15 protein-coding genes are annotated in these 16,384 nt (G+C 64.9%); 10 read left to right on the top strand and 5 right to left on the bottom strand.

Annotated elements, in window-relative coordinates; all coding sequences use genetic code 11:
- Positions 1-8 precede the first annotated feature (8 nt).
- The 4 genes from rplI to rpsF are packed head-to-tail and all read right to left on the bottom strand — an operon-like array spanning position 9 to position 1,454.
- Positions 9-461: a 50S ribosomal protein L9 gene (rplI, locus tag ACSVDO_RS05015; protein ID WP_332537279.1), complete on the bottom strand. Its 453-nt coding sequence runs from the start codon at positions 459-461 to the stop codon at positions 9-11.
- A gap of 12 nt (positions 462-473) precedes the next feature.
- A complete protein-coding gene (gene rpsR, locus ACSVDO_RS05010; RefSeq protein ID WP_012207026.1) occupies positions 474-755 on the bottom strand; it encodes a 30S ribosomal protein S18 in 282 nt (93 codons plus the stop codon).
- A gap of 18 nt (positions 756-773) precedes the next feature.
- The gene (gene priB / locus ACSVDO_RS05005; RefSeq protein ID WP_332537278.1) at positions 774-1,064 is read right to left on the bottom strand and encodes a primosomal replication protein N; all 291 of its coding nucleotides are present in this window, start codon (positions 1,062-1,064) and stop codon (positions 774-776) included.
- A gap of 27 nt (positions 1,065-1,091) precedes the next feature.
- Positions 1,092-1,454, bottom strand: a complete 363-nt coding sequence (gene rpsF / locus ACSVDO_RS05000) for a 30S ribosomal protein S6 (RefSeq protein WP_159914409.1) — start codon at positions 1,452-1,454, stop codon at positions 1,092-1,094.
- Positions 1,455-1,689: 235 nt separating this feature from the next.
- On the opposite strand from rpsF, the gene grpE reads away from it, so the two are divergent.
- From grpE to dnaJ, 3 genes are all read left to right on the top strand, one after another.
- Entirely contained in the window at positions 1,690-2,244 is a 555-nt protein-coding gene (gene grpE / locus ACSVDO_RS04995; protein ID WP_332549790.1) for a nucleotide exchange factor GrpE, read from the top strand.
- An 87-nt stretch (positions 2,245-2,331) separates the two neighbouring features.
- Entirely contained in the window at positions 2,332-4,284 is a 1,953-nt protein-coding gene (dnaK, locus tag ACSVDO_RS04990; RefSeq protein WP_489595187.1) for a molecular chaperone DnaK, read from the top strand.
- A gap of 91 nt (positions 4,285-4,375) precedes the next feature.
- Positions 4,376-5,512: a molecular chaperone DnaJ gene (gene dnaJ, locus ACSVDO_RS04985; protein WP_332537274.1), complete on the top strand. Its 1,137-nt coding sequence runs from the start codon at positions 4,376-4,378 to the stop codon at positions 5,510-5,512.
- 43 nt (positions 5,513-5,555) lie between these two features.
- Here dnaJ and ACSVDO_RS04980 read toward each other — a convergent pair whose 3' ends face one another.
- Entirely contained in the window at positions 5,556-6,164 is a 609-nt protein-coding gene (locus ACSVDO_RS04980) for a DUF6630 family protein (RefSeq protein WP_489595185.1), read from the bottom strand.
- A gap of 178 nt (positions 6,165-6,342) precedes the next feature.
- Between ACSVDO_RS04980 and ACSVDO_RS04975 the strand changes: the two genes are divergently transcribed.
- The 7 genes from ACSVDO_RS04975 to ACSVDO_RS04945 all read left to right on the top strand — a co-directional run bounded on the left by ACSVDO_RS04975 (position 6,343) and on the right by ACSVDO_RS04945 (position 16,379).
- On the top strand, positions 6,343-7,257 hold the full coding sequence (locus tag ACSVDO_RS04975) for a LysR family transcriptional regulator (protein WP_332536790.1): 915 nt from the start codon (positions 6,343-6,345) through the stop codon (positions 7,255-7,257).
- A 41-nt stretch (positions 7,258-7,298) separates the two neighbouring features.
- Positions 7,299-8,720 (top strand): 3-isopropylmalate dehydratase large subunit, encoded by a 1,422-nt coding sequence (leuC, locus tag ACSVDO_RS04970; protein ID WP_489595183.1) that lies wholly within the window; start codon positions 7,299-7,301, stop codon positions 8,718-8,720.
- A gap of 44 nt (positions 8,721-8,764) precedes the next feature.
- Complete coding sequence (gene leuD, locus ACSVDO_RS04965; protein ID WP_332536785.1) at positions 8,765-9,418, top strand: 3-isopropylmalate dehydratase small subunit; 654 nt, start codon at positions 8,765-8,767, stop codon at positions 9,416-9,418.
- Positions 9,419-9,496: 78 nt separating this feature from the next.
- On the top strand, positions 9,497-10,567 hold the full coding sequence (leuB, locus tag ACSVDO_RS04960; RefSeq protein WP_332549921.1) for a 3-isopropylmalate dehydrogenase: 1,071 nt from the start codon (positions 9,497-9,499) through the stop codon (positions 10,565-10,567).
- A gap of 289 nt (positions 10,568-10,856) precedes the next feature.
- The gene (locus ACSVDO_RS04955) at positions 10,857-11,741 is read left to right on the top strand and encodes a hypothetical protein (RefSeq protein WP_489595182.1); all 885 of its coding nucleotides are present in this window, start codon (positions 10,857-10,859) and stop codon (positions 11,739-11,741) included.
- Positions 11,742-12,060: 319 nt separating this feature from the next.
- On the top strand, positions 12,061-13,170 hold the full coding sequence (asd, locus tag ACSVDO_RS04950; RefSeq protein ID WP_489595180.1) for an aspartate-semialdehyde dehydrogenase: 1,110 nt from the start codon (positions 12,061-12,063) through the stop codon (positions 13,168-13,170).
- A 308-nt stretch (positions 13,171-13,478) separates the two neighbouring features.
- Positions 13,479-16,379, top strand: coding sequence for a motility hub landmark protein FimV (locus tag ACSVDO_RS04945; RefSeq protein WP_489595178.1), 2,901 nt, complete (start codon positions 13,479-13,481; stop codon positions 16,377-16,379).
- The last annotated feature ends 5 nt before the right edge of the window (positions 16,380-16,384 follow it).

The raw sequence follows: 16,384 nt of genomic DNA, 5'->3' as shown, positions 1-16,384 counted from the left end.
GGCGCTGATTAGGCGGCTTCGCCGTAGACCGAAACGGTCACGTCGACGACCACGTCGGTGTGCAGGGACACGCTGACGGTGGTATCGCCAATGGTCTTGATGGGACCGTTGGGCAGGCGCACTTGCGACTTCACAACCTTGTAGCCTTGCTTGTTCAGCTCAGCCGAGATGTCGTGGTTGGTCACCGAGCCGAACAGACGGCCGTCAACGCCAGCCTTTTGCGACAGCTTGACATTGCTGCCGGCGAGCTTTTCGCCTTCAGCTTGTGCAGCAGCCAGCTTTTCAGCAGCAGCCTTTTCCAGTTCAACGCGCTTGGCTTCGAACTCGGCCTTGTTGGCTTCGGTCGCGCGGCGTGCGGAGCCGGAAGGGATCAGGAAGTTACGGGCGTAGCCGTCTTTGACCTTGACGATATCGCCGAGGTTACCCAGGTTCACAACCTTTTCGAGCAGAATGATTTGCATGGTTCGTGCTCCTTAGATCTTGTGCTGGTCGCTGTAAGGCACCAGGGCCAGGAAGCGCGCGCGCTTGATGGCGGTGTTCAGCTGACGCTGATAAATGGCGCGGGTGCCGGTCAGACGTGCGGGCACGATCTTGCCGTTTTCGCCGATGAAATCGCGCAGCGTGTCGACATCCTTGTAGTCGATTTCTTCAACGCCAGCCACGGTGAAGCGGCAGAAGCGCTTGCGCTTGAACAGCAGCGACTGGGTGTTGCGCTTGGGGCGCTTGTCTTTGTTGAATTTCTTGAACGTGGCCATTGCTGGACCTCTTGAAAATTAATTTTGTTGAATATCCTGGATGTGCATCACCACTGTCTTGCTGTTGCGCGGGGTAGCGAGGAAGCCTTGAAACTTCCAGCTGCTGCCCGGGGCCTGACGAGCCAGACGCTCTGCCAGTGCACCGAAGGCCACCGCTTTGACAGCTGCCGTGACTTTCCGCTGGGTACCTGCCTCTTGCTGCTGCGACTCGTGTTCGATTCGCAGATCCAGCGCTGGCAGTCCGGCGGGCGTGTAGCGCAGGGGTTCGACCTCGGCGATACAGGCAGTCAGGACAACGTGGTTTTCCACTCCGTGGGCGTGATGAGACGCTGAGCTTTAGGCCTGTTCGGCCTGGTTAGCCTTGCGGGCTTCTTCGCGCTCGACAGTCTTCATCATCGAAGAAGGTGCAGTGTCAGCCTTCTTCTTTTGCACGGTCAGGTGACGCAGCACGGCGTCGTTGAACTTGAACGCGTGTTCCAGTTCAGCCATCACGGCTTGATCAGCTTCGATGTTCAGGCACAGGTAGTGGGCCTTGGCAAGCTTGTTGATCATGTAGGCCAGTTGACGACGACCCCAGTCTTCTTCACGGTGCACCTTACCGCCGCCGGCGGTAATCATGCCCTTGTAGCGCTCCAGCATGGCTGGAACTTGTTCGCTTTGATCCGGGTGGATCAACAAAATGATTTCGTAATGACGCATGTAAACTCCCTTTTGGGTTGGGCCCCCCGCTGCGTCTGTAGCGGTGTGGCAAGGCAAAGCAGGCAATTATAGCGTCGCTTGGTTACGCTTGTACACTCCCGCCTTGAGATGTCCTTGCCAGATGGCGGTTTACCACTCCACGGATGCGCTGCTGCAGCCGGTCTTGAAATCCGCCGGAAGGCGCCCCATCTGCGCAGCAGTTGTTTAATTCCTCTTATTCTTGAAGCCTTAATCCATGTCTGAACAGAATCCTACAGCCCACCCTGCCCCGGCAGATGCCTCGCCTGAAGAAGTGGAAGCCGCAATGGCTGCCCACAGCGCGGACGAAATCGCCCGCCTGCAGGCCGAGCTCGCGGAGATCAAGACCAAGAGCGCCGAACTGGCCGACCAGTTCCTGCGCGCCAAGGCCGAAGCGGAAAATGCACGCCGCCGCGCCGAGGACGAAGTGTCCAAGGCCCGCAAGTTCGGCATTGAAAGCTTTGCCGAAAGCCTGTTGCCCGTCTGCGACAGCCTCGACGCCGCGCTGGCCATCCAGTCGGCCACGTCCGAGCAGTTGCGCGAAGGCGCCGACGCCACGCGCCGCCAGCTGATTTCGGCGCTGGAGCGCAACAAGGTCCAGCCCATCGATCCCGCGGCCGGCGACAAGTTCGATCCCCACCTGCACCAGGCGATCAGCGTGGTGCCCGCCGATCAGGCCGCCAACACCGTGGTCGCCGTGCTGCAAAAGGGTTATTCGATTGCCGACCGCATCCTGCGCCCCGCACTCGTGACCGTCACGGCCCCCAACTAGCTGAAAAATTTCGGCCGGGCGGCTTGAAGCAGGCCCGCGCGCCACAAGCTATCAGCCATTCATATATTTAATATTTCGGAGAAGAACATGGGAAAAATCATCGGTATCGATCTGGGCACCACCAACAGCTGCGTGGCTGTGATGGAAGGCAACACCATCCGCGTGATCGAAAACAGCGAAGGTGCGCGCACCACGCCATCGATCATTGCCTATCAGGAAGACGGCGAGATTCTCGTCGGCGCATCGGCCAAGCGCCAGGCCGTGACCAACCCACGCAACACGATCTACGCTTCCAAGCGCCTGATCGGCCGCAAGTTTGACGAGAAGGAAGTGCAAAAGGACATCGATCTGATGCCCTACACGATCACCAAGGCTGACAACGGCGACGCCTGGATCGAAGTGCGCGGCCAGAAGATGGCACCTCCACAGATCAGCGCCGAAGTGCTGCGCAAGATGAAGAAGACCGCCGAGGACTTCCTGGGCGAGCCCGTGACCGAAGCCGTGATCACGGTGCCGGCCTACTTCAACGACGCACAGCGCCAGGCCACCAAGGATGCAGGCCGCATCGCCGGTCTCGACGTCAAGCGCATCATCAACGAACCTACGGCTGCAGCCCTGGCCTTCGGCCTCGACAAGCAGGACAAGGCCGATCGCAAGATCGCCGTGTATGACCTGGGCGGCGGCACGTTCGACGTCTCGATCATCGAAATCGCCGACGTGGACGGCGAAAAGCAGTTCGAAGTGCTGTCGACCAACGGTGACACCTTCCTGGGCGGCGAAGACTTCGACCAGCGCATCATCGACTACATCATCAGCGAGTTCAAGAAGGAACAAGGCGTTGATCTGTCGAAGGACGTGCTCGCGCTGCAACGCCTGAAGGAAGCTGCCGAAAAGGCCAAGATCGAACTGTCGAACTCGGCCCAGACCGACATCAACCTGCCTTACGTCACCGCCGACGCTTCGGGTCCCAAGCACCTGAACATCAAGCTGACGCGCGCCAAGCTCGAAAGCCTGGTCGACGAACTGATCGAGCGCACGATTGCGCCTTGCCGCATGGCCATCAAGGACGCCGGCATCTCCGTGTCCGACATCCATGACGTGATCCTGGTCGGCGGCATGACCCGCATGCCCAAGGTGCAGGAAAAGGTCAAGGAATTCTTCGGCAAGGAACCCCGCAAGGACGTGAACCCCGATGAAGCCGTGGCCGTCGGCGCTGCCGTGCAAGGCCAGGTGCTGTCGGGCGACCGCAAGGACGTGCTGCTGCTGGACGTGACTCCGCTGTCGCTGGGCATCGAGACCCTGGGCGGCGTGATGACCAAGATGATCACCAAGAACACGACCATCCCGACCAAGTTCGCGCAGACGTTCTCCACGGCTGACGACAACCAGCCCGCGGTGACGATCAAGGTGTTCCAGGGCGAGCGCGAAATCGCTTCGGGCAACAAGATGCTCGGCGAGTTCAACCTCGAAGGCATCCCGCCAGCCAGCCGCGGCGTGCCGCAGATCGAAGTGACCTTCGACATCGACGCCAACGGTATCCTGAACGTGTCCGCCAAGGACAAGGCGTCGGGCAAGGAAAACAAGATCACCATCAAGGCGAACTCGGGTCTGTCGGAAGAAGAGATCCAGCAAATGGTCAAGGACGCGGAACTCAACGCGGCCGATGACAAGAAGAAGCTGGAACTCGTGCAGTCCAAGAACCAGGGCGAAGCCGCGGTGCACAGTGTGACCAAGAGCCTGGCCGAGCACGGCGACAAGCTCGATGCCGCCGAGAAGGCGTCGATCGAGGCGGCCGTCAAGGAAGTCGAGGAAGCGCTCAAGGCCGAGGACAAGGACGCGATCGATGCCAAGACCACGGCCCTGATGACCGTGAGCCAGAAGCTCGGCGAGAAGATGTACGCCGACGCGCAGGCCGCGGGCGGTGCCGAGGCAGCGGCTGCGGCCGGTGCGGCCGGCGCAGCAGGCGCGGCCCAGGGTGCTTCGGCACCCCATGACGACAACGTCGTCGACGCTGAAGTCAAGGAAGTCAAGAAGGACTGACGCGCCAGGTCTTCAGTGACTGACCGCCGCCGCGTCGTCCCGTTTTCGGGGCGGCGCGGCGTTCCTGTTCCAACCGGCTCCACGAAACAACATGTCCAAACGCGACTATTACGAAGTCCTCGGCGTTGCCAAGAACGCCTCGGACGAGGAAATCAAGAAGGCTTATCGCAAGCTTGCGATGAAGCATCACCCCGACCGCAACCAGGGCGACACGGCCGTCAAGGCCGAAGAGAATTTCAAGGAGGCCAAGGAGGCCTACGAGATGCTCTCGGACGCCCAGAAGCGCGCGGCCTATGACCAGTACGGCCACGCCGGCGTGGACCCGAACCGCGGCATGGGCGGCGGCGAAGGCTATGGCGGCTTCGCCGAAGCTTTCGGCGACATCTTCGGCGATATGTTCAGCCAGGGCCAGGGACGCGGCGGGCGCGGCGGCGGACGCCAGGTCTACCGCGGCAACGACCTCAGCTACGCGATGGAGATCACGCTCGAGGAAGCGGCCAAGGGCAAGGACGCGCAGATCCGCATCCCTTCGTGGGACAGCTGCGACACCTGCCATGGCTCGGGCGCCAAGCCCGGCACCAGCGCCAAGACCTGCACCACCTGTGCGGGCCAGGGTTCGGTGCAGATGCGCCAGGGCTTCTTCAGCGTGCAGCAGACCTGCCCCCACTGCCGCGGCACGGGCAAGATCATTCCCGAGCCCTGCACCACCTGCAACGGCCAGGGCAAGGTCAAGCACCAGAAGACGCTCGAAGTCAAGATTCCCGCGGGCATTGACGATGGCATGCGCATCCGTTCCACGGGCAACGGCGAGCCAGGCACCAATGGCGGCCCTCCGGGCGACCTCTACATCGAGATCCGCATCCGCAAGCACGACATTTTCGAGCGCGAAGGTGACGACCTGCATTGCCAGGTGCCGGTGAGCTTCATCACGGCCGCCCTGGGCGGCGAGATCGAAGTGCCCACGCTGGCCGGCAAGGCCGCGATCGACATTCCCGAAGGCACCCAGGCCGGCAAGCAGTTCCGCCTGCGCGGCAAGGGCATCAAGGGAATCCGCGCGAGCTACCCTGGCGATCTGTATTGCCACATCGTGGTCGAGACCCCGGTCAAGCTCACCGAGTACCAGCGCAAGCTGCTGCGCGAGCTCGAGGAATCGCTGCAAAAGGGTGGCGGCCGGCATTCGCCCAGCGGCGAAAGCTGGACCGACAAGCTCAAGAAGTTCTTCAGCTGAACTCCCTGAAAGCCCCGCTCGCGGGGCTTTTTTTCGACCGCGCTCAGTTGCGCGCGGCGAATTCCTCGGCATCGTAGACCGTGAGCCGCGCGGCTGCCGCCAGCTGCCTGGCGTGCGTGACCTGCGCGGCATCGACGATGAAGGAACAGAACGCATCTGCATCGGTCTCTATGTCCAGCAGCGCCAGCCCGCGCGGGTGCAGCCATTGCGCCAGGTCCATCAAGGCCGCGGGCACGGTGTCGAACTCCGCTTCGATCCCGGACCAGGTCGGCGCGACAGCGCGCTGCGCCAGGATGTCCGCGACCTGCCAGCCGATCTCGTCCGTCGCTTTCCAGTCGAGATGAATGAGCAGCCACTGACCCGGACGCTGGCCATCCTCTCCCGCAGCCACCTCCTCCAGCACCTGATAGGCATCGACGGCGTCAAACGCCCCGGCGGCCGCATCCTGGGCCGCGCGCGCCTGCCAGGCCGCACGCGCGACGCCGCGGATACGCTGCGCTTCCTCTTCGGCGCTGGCGTTCGTCAACAGCGCGATGAACGCATCGAACCCCGCCGCAGCCCGGGCGCGTGCCTGCGCATCGGTGCGGTCAGGCTCCATGCGCTCAGGGTGCGCAGGCGCGGCGGCACCAAACAGCTTTTTCCAGAACTTCATTCCACTTCCTCGCAGGCTTTAGACACCTGGCGGTGACCAGTCTAGCAATGCCACTGAGGGTGACGGGATGGGAACGATTCGCTGAAAGACATTCATGCCATCGTCGTTTACGATGGCAGAGCCAAAATAATCAGCGAAAATACCTCCAACTTCTCTTTTCGAGAAGCATATAAAACCCATGAAGAATTCCGAGCGCAGTTTTGCGCGCCGCATCGACCTCACTTCCCTGCAGCTGTTTGTCGCCGTCTGCGAGCTGGGCAGCATCGGGCGCGCGGCCGAGCGCGAGTTCATTGCCGCCTCGGCCGTCAGCAAGCGCCTGTCCGACCTCGAAGCCGCGGTCGACACCGCCCTGCTCTACCGCCACAGCCGCGGCGTGACCTTGACGCCGGCCGGCGAAAGCCTGCTGCACCATGCGCGCACCGTGCTGTTCGGCCTGGAGCGCATGCAGGGCGAACTCAGCGAATACGCCGAAGGCGTGCGCGGCCATGTGCGCATGCACGCCAACATGTCGGCCATCCTGCAGTTCCTGCCCGAAGACCTGGGACGCTTCGCGCGCGCCCACAGCCAGATCAAGATCGACCTGCAGGAGCGGCTGAGCGCCGAAGTGCTGCATGCGGTGCAGGAAGGCACGGCCGACATCGGCATCTGCACGCTGGGCACGGGCGGCGCGGGCGACCTGCAGACCCGCCCCTACCGCAGCGACCGCCTGGTGGTGGTCGTGCCCGAAGCCCACCCGCTTGCGTCCACGCCCAGCGTGGCCTTTGCCCAGGTGCTCGACTGGGACATCGTGGGCCTCAAGGCCGACTCCAGCATAGGCCTGGCGATGCAGGCCGCGGCCGCACACGCGGGCAAGCCGCTGCGCCAGCGCATCCAGGTCACCAGCCTCGACGCCATGTGCCGCATGATAGACAACGGCCTGGGCCTGGGCCTGCTGCCCGACCGCGCATTCGCGCTGATGCATGGCGTGGGCCACCTGCGCGCCGTGGTCCTGACCGACGACTGGGCCGAGCGCGAAGTGCTGCTCGTGGCCCGCGATTTCGAGACCCTGCCGATGACTTCGCGGCTGCTGGTAGAGCATCTGGCCGCCGCCTAAAATCACCCACCCACCTGAAACCACAAAGCCGAGAGAACGCCATGGGACGCACCCTGTACGACAAGATCTGGGACGAACACGTCGTCCACACCGAAGAAGATGGCACGTCCATCCTCTACATCGACCGCCACCTGGTGCACGAAGTGACCAGCCCACAGGCGTTCGAAGGACTGCGCGTCGCGGGACGCAAGCTGTGGCGCATCAGCTCGGTGGTGGCCACGGCCGACCACAACACACCGACCACGGGCTGGGAACTGGGCTACGAAGGCATTGCCGACCCGATCAGCAAGGAACAGATCACCACGCTCAACGACAACATCGGCGAGTTCGGCTCGGCGGCGTTCTTCCCGTTCATGGACAAGGGCCAGGGCATCGTCCACGTGATGGGCCCCGAGCAAGGCGCGACGCTGCCCGGCATGACCGTGGTCTGCGGCGACAGCCACACTTCCACACACGGCGCCTTCGGCGCGCTGGCGCACGGCATAGGCACCTCGGAAGTCGAGCACGTGATGGCCACGCAGACGCTGCTGGCCAAGAAGGCCAAGAACCTGCTGGTGCGCGTGGACGGCAAGGCCGCGCCCGGCGTCACCGCCAAGGACCTGGTGCTGGCCATCATCGGCAAGATCGGCACGGCCGGCGGCACCGGCTACACCATTGAATTCGCGGGCCAGGCCATACGCGACCTGTCGATGGAAGGCCGCATGACGGTCTGCAACATGGCGATCGAAGCCGGCGCGCGCGCCGGTCTGGTGGCCGTGGATGAAAAGACCATTCGCTACGTCAAGGGCCGGCCGCTCGCTCCCACAGGTGTCGAATGGGACCAGGCCGTGGCCTACTGGCAGACGCTGCAGTCGGACGCCGATGCGCAGTTCGACCTGGTGGTCACGCTCGACGCCACGCAGATCGTGCCGCAGGTCACCTGGGGCACCTCGCCCGAAATGGTGCTGGGCATTGACGCCGTCGTGCCAGATCCCGAAAAGGAAAAGGACAGCAACAAGCGCGGCGCGATCGAGCGCGCGCTGGTCTACATGAACCTCGAGCCCGGCAAGGCGATCAACGACATCAGCATCGACAAGGTGTTCATCGGTTCGTGCACCAACAGCCGCATCGAAGACATGCGCGAAGCCGCGGCCATGGTGCAGAAGCTCGGCCGCAAGGTTGCCAAGAACGTCAAGCTGGCCATGGTGGTTCCCGGCTCGGGTCTGGTCAAGGAGCAGGCCGAGCGTGAAGGCCTGGACCAGATCTTCAAGGCCGCGGGCTTCGAATGGCGCGAGCCCGGCTGCTCGATGTGCCTGGCAATGAACGCCGACCGGCTCGAGCCCGGCGAGCGCTGTGCCTCGACCTCGAACCGCAACTTCGAAGGCCGCCAGGGCGCGGGCGGACGCACCCATCTGGTCAGCCCCTCGATGGCCGCGGCCGCCGCGGTGCACGGTCATTTCGTCGACGTGCGCCGCTTCGTCTGAACGACCGCCACAACGCCGAGCTCCCCTTTCGAGGAATAATTTCCATGCAAAAATTCACCGTACAACAAGGCCTCGTGGCCCCGATGGACCGCGAGAACGTCGACACCGACGCCATCATTCCCAAGCAGTTTCTCAAGTCGATCAAGAAGACCGGCTTCGGCGTGAACCTGTTTGACGAATGGCGCTATCTGGACCACGGCGAGCCCGGCCAGGATCCGGCCAGCCGCAAGCCCAACCCCGACTTCGTGCTGAACCAGCCGCGCTACCTGGGTGCATCCATCCTGCTGGCACGCAAGAACTTCGGCTGCGGCTCGAGCCGCGAGCACGCGCCCTGGGCGCTGGACCAGTTCGGCTTCCGCGCCGTGATTGCGCCCAGCTTTGCCGACATCTTCTTCAACAACTGCTTCAAGAACGGCCTGCTGCCCATCGTGCTGCCCGAAGCCACGGTCGCCGCGCTGTTCGATGAAGTCGCAGCCTTCCCCGGCTACCAGCTGACCATCGATCTCGAGCGCCAGGTCATCGTGCGTCCGCAGGGCGAGGAAATCCCGTTCGAGGTGAATGCGTTTCGCAAATACTGCCTGCTCAACGGCTTCGACGACATCGGCCTGACGCTGCGCCAGTCCGACAAGATCAAGGCCTTCGAAGCCCAACGCCTGGCAACCAAGCCCTGGCTGGCCCACACCCTGGTCCAGGGCTGATGGCTTGACCTGCTGCGGGACTTCCGGCCCAAGCCGGCGCCCGCAGCCCCCGATTTTTTACTTCGACAGAGAATTCCCATGAAAATTGCAGTCTTGCCCGGCGACGGCATCGGCCCCGAAATCGTCGCGGAAGCCGTCAAGGTGCTCAACGCCCTCGATCTGGACTTCGAAATGGAATCGGCGCCGGTCGGCGGCGCAGCCTATGCCCTCACGGGACACCCCCTGCCCGAAGCCACGCTCAAGCTGGCCATGGAAGCCGATGCCGTGCTGTTCGGCGCCGTCGGCGACTGGAAGTACGACACGCTGGACCGTCCGCTGCGCCCCGAGCAGGCCATCCTGGGCCTGCGCAAGCACATGGGCCTGTTCGCCAACTTCCGCCCGGCCATCTGCTACAAGGAGCTGACGCACGCCTCCAGCCTCAAGCCCGAGCTGGTCGCGGGCCTCGACATCCTGATCATCCGTGAACTCACGGGCGACATCTATTTCGGCCAGCCGCGCGGCCGCCGCGTCGCCACCGACGGCCATTTCCCCGGTGCCGAGGAAGCCTTCGACACCATGCGCTATTCGCGCCCCGAGATCGAGCGCATCGCGCATGTGGCCTTCCAGGCCGCGCAAAAGCGCAGCAAGCGCGTGACCAGCGTCGACAAGGCCAACGTGCTCGAGACTTTCCAGTTCTGGAAGGACGTGGTCACCGAAGTCGGCAAGGAATACCCCGACGTGCAGCTGGACCACATGTATGTGGACAACGCCGCCATGCAGCTGGTCAAGGAACCCAAGCGTTTCGACGTCGTGGTCACGGGCAACATGTTTGGCGACATCCTCTCGGATGAAGCGTCCATGCTCACCGGCTCCATCGGCATGCTGCCTTCGGCCAGCCTCAACTCCAAGGGCCAGGGCCTGTACGAGCCCAGCCACGGCAGCGCTCCCGACATCGCGGGCAAGAACGTCGCCAACCCCTTGGCCACCATCCTGTCGGCCGCAATGATGCTGCGCTTCAGCCTGAACCAGGAAGCCGCGGCCCAGCGCATCGAAGACGCGGTGCAGGCCGTGCTGGCCCAGGGCCTGCGCACGCCCGACATCTGGAGCGAAGGCACGACCCGCGTGGGCACCGCCGAAATGGGTGATGCCGTGGTTGCGGCCCTGCGCTGACCCCCCATCCTCCCAGCAAGAAGCAGCCAGCAATGGCTGCTTTTTTTTGCCCCTGTGTTCTGACAACGACCTGCCGCAACCGATCCGGCCGCGCTGTGGTGCAAGACAATTCCTACGACCCTTGATAGTTTTATCCTATCAATATTATTTTTTGATTGCGCGAACATAAACCCACTGTAGCGCGGCTAGCTGCCTGGTCCGCAAGACCTCGCAGACGGTTGCACACAGCAAAGCCTCCGGGGTGAGCCAGACGCGCACCCTGATTTCATGCAATCAAACTTTTTAACCCATGAGCTTCATTTACAACAACCTGAGCAGCCTCTGGAACGCTGCACCGTCCTACTTCCCTCAAATCGCGAAGTACTGCAACAGCAACAACATCAACTGGACCACCTCGACCAATCTGGCGAAGGATGTCGCCCTGTTGCCCGTGCTGGCAGCGGCAGCCGCTGCCGACAAGGTAGGCAAGGCAGCGCTCGACGCCGTGGGCGAAGTGGCAAATGCCGCACCGGTCCTGGCCTATGGCGTCAAGGATCTGGCCCAAAAGGCACTGGTCGGCGCCCACGCCTGGCAATTCGGCAGCGCGGCCGATGCCCCGGCAAAAAGCAGCGCCATCATGGCCGCCGAACTCGCCGGCGCAGCGGGCAGCAAGCTGCTGGACTTCGGCTACAGCGCGCTCAAGAGCGGCTACGCCCTGTTGTCCGACAAGGCCGCGCAAGCCGGTTCGGCGATCTGGGCTGAAGTGCAGGTCCAGGCCCCGGCGCTGGGCCATGCGCTGCTGCAGGATGCCCAACATCTGGCCGGCCTGGCCGCGGATGCGGCCAAGGACGGTTGGACCGTGCTTTCGGGCCAGCCTATGGAGTTCGACGCGTTCGCCGTTGATTTCGATCACGCGGCCATGGCCCAGGTCACGAACCTGGTCCCCGTCGAAGTGCTGTCGACCTCGGTGCTGGCGGCCAGCCTGGGCAGCAGCGCGCAAGGCGATTCCAGCGCTCCCGGCGATGACCATGACTATTTCGACGGCGCGCAAGAAGTCGTGCAGATCGGAATGAATGCGTTTGCAGCCGCCGAAGGCCTGGAAGACTTCGACGCGGACTACACGGCGGCGTACGCTTTCGAAGGCTTGTCGATGCACAACCACCTGGGCCACAGCGCCACCGTGATGGCCTATTGAGGCTGCAGGCTGTCAGCCGGTCGCGTCATGAGCATCGCCGGCTGACAGCCGTCCTGCAACCATGCAGGTGCGCAGCTTGACTGCGCCTGCGGGGAATCCATTACAATACCGAACTATGTTTGCCGCCCATTCCCGCACCGCCCCTTTGACCACTGCCTGCACGGCAGCTGCGTCTGCGGCAGCCGTGGCTGCGCGCGCAATCACCATTACGACGATTAAAGGCTGACCCAGCCCGGTTCGTCGCGCGCCCTCTCCCGGCCAGACGAGCCGGGTCCCAGTCTGGTCGAACATTGTTTCTTAAACCACAGGGGCGTTGAAAATGAGCAAGTTGGTAGGTTTGGTAGGCTGGCGCGGCATGGTCGGCTCGGTGTTGATGGACCGCATGCAGGCCGAAGGTGACTTCGATCTGATCGAGCCGATTTTCTTCTCCACGTCGAACGCCGGCGGCAAGGCGCCCGCCCAGGCCCGCACCCACACCACGCTGCAGGACGCGAACGACATCGCGGCACTGGCCCGTTGCGACATCATCATCACCGCCCAGGGCGGCGACTACACCAAGGCCGTGTTCGGCCCGCTGCGCGCTTCCGGCTGGCAAGGCCACTGGATCGATGCCGCCTCGTCGCTGCGCATGGAAGACGATGCCGTCATCGTTCTCGATCCGGTCAATGACGACCTGATCCAGACCAAGCTCGCCGCAGGCGGCAAGAACTGGATCGGCGGCAACTGCACCAACTCCATCCTGCTCATGGGCCTTTCGGGACTGTTCAAGGCCGGCCTGGTCGAATGGGTCAGCTCCATGACCTACCAGGCAGCTTCGGGCGGTGGCGCCAACCACATGCGAGAGCTGCTCAAGGGTATGGGCGTGGTGCACGCCGCCGTGTCCGACGCCCTCGCGACGCCCGCCTCGGCCATTCTCGACATCGACCGCCAGGTCGCGCACACCATCCGCAACGATGTGCCCACCGAATACTTCGGCGCCCCGCTGGCCGGCGGCCTGATCCCCTGGATCGACGTGCAGTTGCCCAACGGCCAGTCCAAGGAAGAGTGGAAGGGCCAGGCCGAAGTCAACAAGATCCTCGGCACCAGCGCCGTGATTCCCGTCGACGGCCTGTGCGTGCGCATAGGCGCGATGCGCTGCCACTCGCTGGCGCTGACCATCAAGCTCAAGCATGACCTGCCGCTGGCCGAGATCGAGACGCTGATCCAGACAGGAAACCCCTGGGTCAAGTTCGTCGCCAACGACCGCGCCGTGACCGTCAAGGAACTGACGCCCGCGGCCGTGACCGGCGGCCTCGAAGTCGCCGTGGGCCGTGTGCGCAAGCTCAACATGGGCCCCGAGTACCTGTCGGCCTTCGTGATCGGCGACCAGCTGCTGTGGGGCGCGGCCGAACCGCTGCGCCGCATGCTGCGCATCCTGCTCGACAAGTAAGCTGGGACCGGGCCGCGGCCTGCGCCGCAGCCTTTTCTGCCGATTGCCGCCCTCCGGACCATGCAAAATGGGCTGGGGGGCGGTTTCTCGTTGCCCAGGGACAACATCTGGCGCGTTCCCCGGGCGTGTCGCCCTGCCTTGCCCGTCAGGTGTTGGACAATGCCCTCTTCACCTTGGCTTGTCACTGCTATGCATTGCTGCTAAGGTATTTTTCACTATGATTCGCACGCTGTGCCGGCACGGCGGTCATTCCTGAGAACAACTATGCCGCTCGCCCGGGCCGCACAACCACAGAAGTCGACGCCACCATGCATCGTTGGAAACTCTCTGCGCTGGCCGCAGCGGCCCTCGTCTCTGTCAGCCTGACGGCCACTGAAGCCTGGGCGCTGGCGCTGGGCCGCATCAGCATCCAGTCCGCGCTGGGAGAACCCCTGCGCGCGGAAGTGGAGCTGCCGCAGATCACTGCGGCCGAAGCCGACAGCCTGCGCGCGACCATCGCCACGCCCGCCGTTTTCCGCGCCCAGGGCATGGAATACACGGCCACCGCCAGCCAGTTCCAGGTGCAGCTGCAGCGCCGCCCCGATGGCTCGGCCCTGTTGCGCCTGACCAGCACCCAGCCCGTCGCCGAGCCTTTTGTCGACCTGGTGATCGACGCCTCCTGGGCCGCAGGCCATGTGGTGCGCAGCTATACCTTGCTGCTCGACCCGCCCGCGGGACGCCAGTCCGTCCAGGAAATGTCCTCGGCAGCGCAAATCAGCGCCCCCGCCTCCCAGCCATCGGCTTCCGCGCGCGGCACGCCGGCGCGCGTGCCGGCGCAGGCCGAGGTCACCGCGGCAGCGCGCAAGGCGCCGGCGAGCACGCAGAAGCCGTCCTCGCTGACGGTACGCCCGGGCGATACCGCGAGCCGGCTGGCCCAGGGCTATCGCCCGGCAGGCGTGTCGCTGGACCAGATGCTGGTCGCGATGCTGCGCGCCAACCCGCATGCGTTCATCAGCGGCAATGTCAACCGCATGACGGCGGGCGCCGTGGTCGAAATGCCTGATGAAGCCGCGGCGCAAGCCGTATCGGCCAGCGAAGCGCGGCAGATCGTCGCCGCGCAAAGCCAGGACTTCAACCAATATCGCCGCCGGCTCGCGGGCGCGGCGCCGCTCGCGGCCGTGACCGCGGCCCAGCGCAGCGCCAGCGGCAACGTCGAAGCCCAGGTCCAGGACAAGAAAGCCTCGACCGCCGCACCCGACAAGCTCACGCTGTCCAAGGGCGCGCTCCAGGGCAGCCAGAACGCCGACGAACGCCTGGCCCGGGAAAAACAGGCGCAGAGCCAGTCCGAGCGGCTCTCCGAACTCTCACGCAACCTCAACGAGCTGCAGAATGTTGCGGCCGGCGCCCCGGCGGCCGGCGCCCCGGCGGCGGGCGTTCCCGCGGCCGGTGCCCCGGCGGCGGGCGCTGCCGCGGCCGGCACTGCGGCGACCGCAGCAGCCGGCGCAGCCCCTGCGCCGGGCGTGCCGGCTGTGCCCGCGGCGGTCGTTCCTGCACCGGCCACCGCGGCAAGCGCCGCTGCGACGCCGGGCACTCCGGCGACAGCCGATGGTGCCACGCCGCCAGCCGACGCCGCCCCGGCAGATACCACAGCCGCTGCCACGGATGCCGCTGCCGCTGCGGCCCCCGCTCCAGTTCCCGCGCCGGCTGCGGCGCCGGCAGTTGCAGCTCCCGTCGCACCCGCACAGGCCACGCCCGAACCGCCGGGCTTCATCGACACGCTGAGCGAAGACCCCATGCTGCCGCTCGCGGGTGCGGGCCTGCTGGCCCTGCTGCTCGGCTATGCCGGCTACCGCCGCGTACAGAAGCGCCGCCAGCAGGATGCCGCAGGCGACAGCCTGCTGCACCCCGATTCGGTGTTTGCCGCCGGTCAGGGCCAGCAGGTCGACACGGCGCAGACGCAATTCGGCAGCTCCACGGCCTATTCGCACAGCCAGCTCGATACCGGCGGCGAAGTCGACCCGGTGGCCGAAGCCGATGTCTATCTGGCCTACGGTCGCGACCTGCAAGCCGAAGAAATCCTCAAGGAAGCGCTGCGCAGCCAGCCCGAACGCCTGGCACTGCACCAGAAACTCGCCGACATCTACGCCAAGCGCCAGGATCGCAAGGCTTTCGAAGCCGTGGCCCAGACCGTGTTCATGCTGACCAATGGCCAGGGCGCGGAGTGGCTGCATCTGGCCGAACAGGGCCGCGCACTCGATCCGTCCAATGCGCTGTACCAGGCCGCCGCCGATGGGCCGCACGGCAGCAGCGCGGTGGACGACCGCGCGCTCGCACAGGCGTCCTTTGCGGGCACGCTGGCCGCAGCCGCAGTTGCAGCGACGCCATCCGCCCCCGCCGAACCCACGGCGCTGCCCGGCCTGGACCTGAGCCTGGACCTCGATCTGCCTTCCGCTGCGACCGAACCGACAGTGCCCGCCACTGTACAGTCCCCCGTGGAACCTGCGCCGCAAACGCCGCGCGACATCGACTTCGAGCCTATCGAGCCCATCTGGAAGCAGCCCGCCTCCGCGACGCAGCCCGCAGTTCCCGCAGAGCCTGAAATCACTTTCGAGGCTCTGGCCGATCTGCCGCCCGTGCCGGACCAGCCCGAAGCGGCCGGCAGCGCCCTGCCCGATCTCGAGTTCACGCTCGACCAGGAGGCACCAACGTCGCCGGCCGATGCCGCGGCGGCCGGTGCCGCGGCGGCCGGTGCCGCGGCGGCCGCTGCCGCTCCGGCCGCCGCAGAACCGCTGCCTGAACCAGCGCCTGCACCGCAACCTTTCAGCCTGTCCGAGCCCGCTTTGACGCCGGCCGAGGCTCCCGCCGTTGCCGACGCTGCACCGACACCGACACCGACCTTCGACACCCCGCTGTTTGAACTCGAGGACAGCGACGCGGCCAAGCCCGGCCCCACAGCGGCAGCGCCCGCCGCGGCGCCGGCCTTCGACTTCCTCGAATTCGACCTGGGCGGCCTTTCCCTGGACCTGGGCAATAACGCTCCCGCCGAGGCGCTGTCGCAAAGCAGCCAGGCCGCGGCCGAGGACCCGCTGGCGACCAAGCTGGCGCTGGCCCAGGAGTTCGCGGCCATAGGCGACAGCGACGGCGCGCGCACGCTGATCGAGGAAGTCATCGAAGAATCGCAAGGTGAACTCAAAGAACGCGCCCAGCGCCTGCTTTCCGAAATCGATTGATGTTT

The organism is Comamonas sp. DB36 (genome assembly GCF_057914905.1).
Note: the sequence above shows the minus strand (reverse complement) of the source record. Positions and strands in the feature narration are given on the sequence as shown.